Genomic DNA, 4,196 nt, shown 5'->3' with positions numbered 1-4,196 from the left:
GTTTAAGGAGAAGCTTGTGGAATGCATCGTATACACCGCGCAGGAGTTGATAGCCAGGGGTAGATCCGTTGATCTCGACTATGCAGAGGAGCTGCTTAAGTATGGTGAGGACGTTGGTAAGAGGCTCGGTATAGGTGAGCTGGATTTTCACGTTAATTTATTAAGGAATAGAATTAGCGAGAAGCGAGAGAGGAGGAGACCTAGGGAGGTTGAATCTAAACAGTAATCATTATTTTAACTGCATTATATACTTAACATACTTACTTAATTTATTTTAATATATTGATCCTAACTATGTAGACTATTTACTCCATAATAATGTTAATGCTTTAAAAACAATATTACAACAAATTATATATGACGGGGGATAGCGACGGTACGGGCATAAAGACAGTCAAAACTGATTTACTTGCAAGGTTGGATAGACTTCCTTTCTCCCCATTTCACCGCAAGGTACTCCTTGTGCTGACCGCGGCGTACTTCCTGGATGGTCTTGAGAGCACGTTGTATGGTGGTGTATTGGCTGTTGTTGCTAAGGTGTTTAAGATAACGTCCATTGAGTCCACACTAGGTTTGGTATTATTCCTGGTTGGTGCTGCCATTGGTGCGGAGCTATTTGGTGTCCTAGCCGATGTCCTTGGTAGGAAGAGGTTATTTATGACAACAATCCTCATTTACGGTTTATTCACTGCACTATCTGCAGTATCATTCAACTTCATAAGCCTAACAATATTCCGCTTCCTAACGGGTGTCGGTATTGGTGGTGAGTACGGCGCAGTTAACTCGGCATTGCAGGAATTCGTACCCCCAAAGGAAAGGGGCAAGTGGCTTGGCTTCATTGTTGGAGTTGGATGGGATGTGGGTACAGTAATCGCCTCACTACTTTCCTACTTTGCCATATCGAGGTTACCAATAAGTATTGGTTGGAGGGTTGCCTTTCTACTTGGTGCCATTTTAGCTGTATTTGTGTGGTTCATTAGGAGGTCAATACCCGAGTCACCCAGGTGGTTACTATCTAAGGGCAGGTATAACGAGGCTGAACAGGTTGTTCGTTACGTGGAGGATCTCGTAAAGAAGCAACTCGGCATTACCGAGTTACCGCCTGTCCAACCGGAGGATGTGGTTATTGCTAGTCCCAGGGGTTGGACTGTGGCTAAGAAGGTCTTCACGCTCTATCCAAGGAGGGCCATTAGTGCTGTGATCCTTAACTTCTCGGAAACATGGCCCTACTACACAGCCTTTACATTAATACCTGTATTTTTAATATCACTTCATGTTCCAGCAACGGTAATACCGCTATACCTGGTCCCAGTGACTGCCTTGGGTGCGGTTGGTGCGTTTGTAATACCTTACCTGGCGGATAAGGTTGGTAGGAGACCAATGGCTGTGGTAGCGTATGCCGTTGGCGGTCTTCTCGGTCTTCTCATGGCGTATCTATACTATATTAAGGCCTTAAACCTGGCTGGGTTAATAGGTATGCTAGCTCTAACGTACTTCTTCGTTTACGCCGCTGCCGACATACTCTATGTAATGATACCTGAGGTATTCCCAACACAGCTCAGGGCTGCCGCGGTAGGCACGGCGGTGTCTCTCGGTAGGCTAGGCGGTATTATCGGTGCCTTCGTAATGCCATACATACTTGTATCATTCAAGCCATTGCCGTATGCAGCACTGATAGCCTTTACATTAATGGCGGTAATAATGATAATCGGCGCAATAGCAGGTGTGCTAATAGGCGTTGAAAGCAAGGGTAAAAGACTCGAGGAACTCTCAACATATAAGTAGGCAAGCCTTACCGAAAACTACTTTTAAATCAGTAGGTCTCATGGTTATTAATGTCGATATTAGGTCTTGAGTTTACGGTCAAGCAAACCTTTCGTAATGAACTAGGGAATAAGGTGTGGAAGATCATGAGTAAGGTGGAGGATATGCCCAAGTACTGGAGAGGTCATCGGGAGATCAGCGTGGTCGGTAATGATGGAAGTAATTACATAGTCAAGATAAGATTCGCATTCCCAGGGCCCAATAACACAGGCATGGCGAGGATACTCGTGGATAACGAGAATAAACGCGTCACAATAAACTACATAAAAGGTCCAATAAGGGGTTACGTAATTAATTACATAAGTAATAACACCATAATCAGCCAATGGAGGGTTAGCATTAACCCGTTGTTTGTATTAATGAAGTCATGGATCAAGAGGCACTTCATGGAGGGCGCCAACAATGCGTTATTAAGGATTGTGAATGAGGCCGAAACCACAACATAAATAATCAATGAAACCTCGGTCCACACAATGAAGTAAAAGATTAAAAGGACTGAACCAACAAAATTATCGGCCCCGTAGCTCAGCCAGGATAGAGCGGCGGCCTCCTAAGCCGTAGGTCGTGGGTTCGAATCCCACCGGGGCCGCCAATTCCCTGTTCAAGCCCTCTTATCCGTGTTATGGCGTTATGTAGCTACTGTTATTAAACTCAGTATCGCGATGGTGAACCAAGGTGTGAGTGTCAGTGGGGCGGGATTGGCTTGTTGGTCATGGTTCAAGTCGTCCCTGACTCATCATCCTTTGATTGCTAAAAATAACGCGTTTTGTTACGGTATAAGGATTGGTGTTTTTAAACGTAACTACTTTATTGCTGCGTTGTCAATATCCTAGGTAGTGATGTCTTCCTTCCCATTTATGGTTGTCCCGGGGTCTTCATTGGTTATTTATTACCCATACAATGGTAGGCCAATTAGTAGGAGGTTACCTAGCGGTGTTAATTTATTGGTGAGGAGGTATTACGACCTTGATTCCCTTCTTTGGTTCGTAGAGGCTTGGTACTGGGAACCGAGGGAGGGCTTCATATACTTCGAAAGCGGGCCCGAGATACACCCCAGGGCACCTGCTGTGTATTTAGTAATACCGCCTAGGTACGCCTTGGCTACGGACGGAACAAACTGTAAGCCTCGTTTCACGGGCAGGGCTAGTCACGTAGTTTCCCTATGGTTGCTATTGGCATCATTAACCTACCTAGTGATGAGCATGATTGCCTTGGCAGGTCTGGGTGCCGGAGCGCCGTTGGTGGTTAAGGACGTTGATGGCCATGAACGAGTCCACACATATCGCAGCTCGAGCGATGGTGTGGGTAATTGCCGAATTAATGTGGGTACGTAAAGCCTGACCAGACATAGCGCTGGTGGTGCAGTCATGGATAACAACGGGGTCTCAGTGGTCGGTCTCGTCGTCATAGCTCAGCCTGGAAGGACTCATCACAATGCTTAATTATCCCTAGGGCTTTATTTATTTTGTGATGTGTAGTGACACGGCTGATTGGTGAAGAGTGAGGGCGTGGCTGATCATTTCAGAGGCCTTAACTCATAAACCTCCGACTTAACGAGTTTCCACTTAACGAATTCAAAGCGCCCATAAACAGCTCCTCCATTAAGCACCCTGGGTAGCCATAGCCTATCGTCCTCCCACATCTCATCATATGGGACCTCACTGATACTGAACCAAACAGGCAATGCCTCATCAGTTTCCCTAGGCTCACCCTCAAACTCACTCGCCAGGAATATGTGCACGAAATGGATAGACTCAACCTTGCCATCCTCGTAATTCCAAAACTCGAGCAACCCAGACCACCGTAGATCCCTTGGTCGGATACCAACCTCCTCCTCGCACTCCCTAATAGCCGCGGTGACCACGTCCTCCCCCTCCTCAACCTTACCACCGATCCCGTTGTAAAACCCCGCACCCAATCCTCTTTTCTTCCTAATCAATAGGACCTTGCCATCCCTTACGACGTATACGAGCATCTCCACGAATATCATAATCCAGACCTAGTTACCTAAGGTGGGTTAAAATCACTTGTTTTCGTGTTGGTTTGTATTACGTAATTTCGCAATTCTTTGCTACGATTATTCTGTAGTTCTTATCGTCAATTTGCACCGCCTCCTTAATCTTAACATTGAGTATTTTGAGTATTCTTTGTATCATCATGAAGCATATGAAGTCGTCAGTCAATATGGTCAATGTTGATCCCACCTTCGCCTTAGACACCGCGTTTGCAACCATGGTCACAGGCATTGGGCATTGCATACCTCTAACATCAACCGTACTCTCCATATCACATGGATGGAGAACCAGGGCTTATATAATTTTAATTTCTACACCACAATTAACTGATTAGAGACTGGTTTTAAAGAGCTGTAC

At 45.6% G+C, this 4,196-nt stretch carries 6 protein-coding genes and 1 tRNA gene; 5 read left to right on the top strand and 2 right to left on the bottom strand.

Translation table 11 applies throughout. The features are described from left to right. The 5 genes from B7L70_RS11935 to B7L70_RS11915 form a co-directional block, all read left to right on the top strand. A partial coding sequence (locus tag B7L70_RS11935; RefSeq protein WP_081228380.1) for a hypothetical protein occupies positions 1 to 226 on the top strand: 226 nt, incomplete at its 5' end. 131 nt (positions 227 to 357) lie between these two features. Beyond that, entirely contained in the window at positions 358 to 1,785 is a 1,428-nt protein-coding gene (locus tag B7L70_RS11930) for an MFS transporter (RefSeq protein WP_081228379.1), read from the top strand. Positions 1,786 to 1,835: 50 nt separating this feature from the next. After that, complete coding sequence (locus tag B7L70_RS11925; protein WP_081228378.1) at positions 1,836 to 2,270, top strand: polyketide cyclase; 435 nt, start codon at positions 1,836 to 1,838, stop codon at positions 2,268 to 2,270. A gap of 68 nt (positions 2,271 to 2,338) precedes the next feature. Next, positions 2,339 to 2,416, top strand: a tRNA-Arg gene (locus B7L70_RS11920). A 244-nt stretch (positions 2,417 to 2,660) separates the two neighbouring features. Continuing rightward, positions 2,661 to 3,158, top strand: a complete 498-nt coding sequence (locus B7L70_RS11915; RefSeq protein WP_162009179.1) for a hypothetical protein — start codon at positions 2,661 to 2,663, stop codon at positions 3,156 to 3,158. Positions 3,159 to 3,340: 182 nt separating this feature from the next. Here the strand turns inward: B7L70_RS11915 and B7L70_RS11910 are convergent, their stop codons facing one another. Both B7L70_RS11910 and B7L70_RS11905 read right to left on the bottom strand, forming a co-directional pair. Then, positions 3,341 to 3,814: an 8-oxo-dGTP diphosphatase gene (locus B7L70_RS11910; RefSeq protein WP_081228376.1), complete on the bottom strand. Its 474-nt coding sequence runs from the start codon at positions 3,812 to 3,814 to the stop codon at positions 3,341 to 3,343. Positions 3,815 to 3,872: 58 nt separating this feature from the next. Then, entirely contained in the window at positions 3,873 to 4,109 is a 237-nt protein-coding gene (locus tag B7L70_RS11905) for a sulfurtransferase TusA family protein (protein ID WP_081228375.1), read from the bottom strand. Positions 4,110 to 4,196 lie beyond the last annotated feature (87 nt).

It is taken from the genome of Vulcanisaeta sp. EB80, from assembly GCF_002078205.2.
The sequence above is the reverse complement of the archived record's forward strand: the minus strand, read 5'-3'. Positions and strand labels throughout refer to the sequence as shown.

What these genes read in the sequence shown, in the direction of transcription:
- B7L70_RS11930 (WP_081228379.1), top strand. Translation starts at nt 358, where the DNA reads ATGACGGGGGATAGCGACGGTACGGGCATAAAGACAGTCAAAACTGAT.
- B7L70_RS11925 (WP_081228378.1), top strand. Translation starts at nt 1,836, where the DNA reads ATGTCGATATTAGGTCTTGAGTTTACGGTCAAGCAAACCTTTCGTAAT.
- B7L70_RS11910 (WP_081228376.1), bottom strand. Translation starts at nt 3,814, where the DNA reads ATGATATTCGTGGAGATGCTCGTATACGTCGTAAGGGATGGCAAGGTC.
- B7L70_RS11905 (WP_081228375.1), bottom strand. Translation starts at nt 4,109, where the DNA reads ATGGAGAGTACGGTTGATGTTAGAGGTATGCAATGCCCAATGCCTGTG.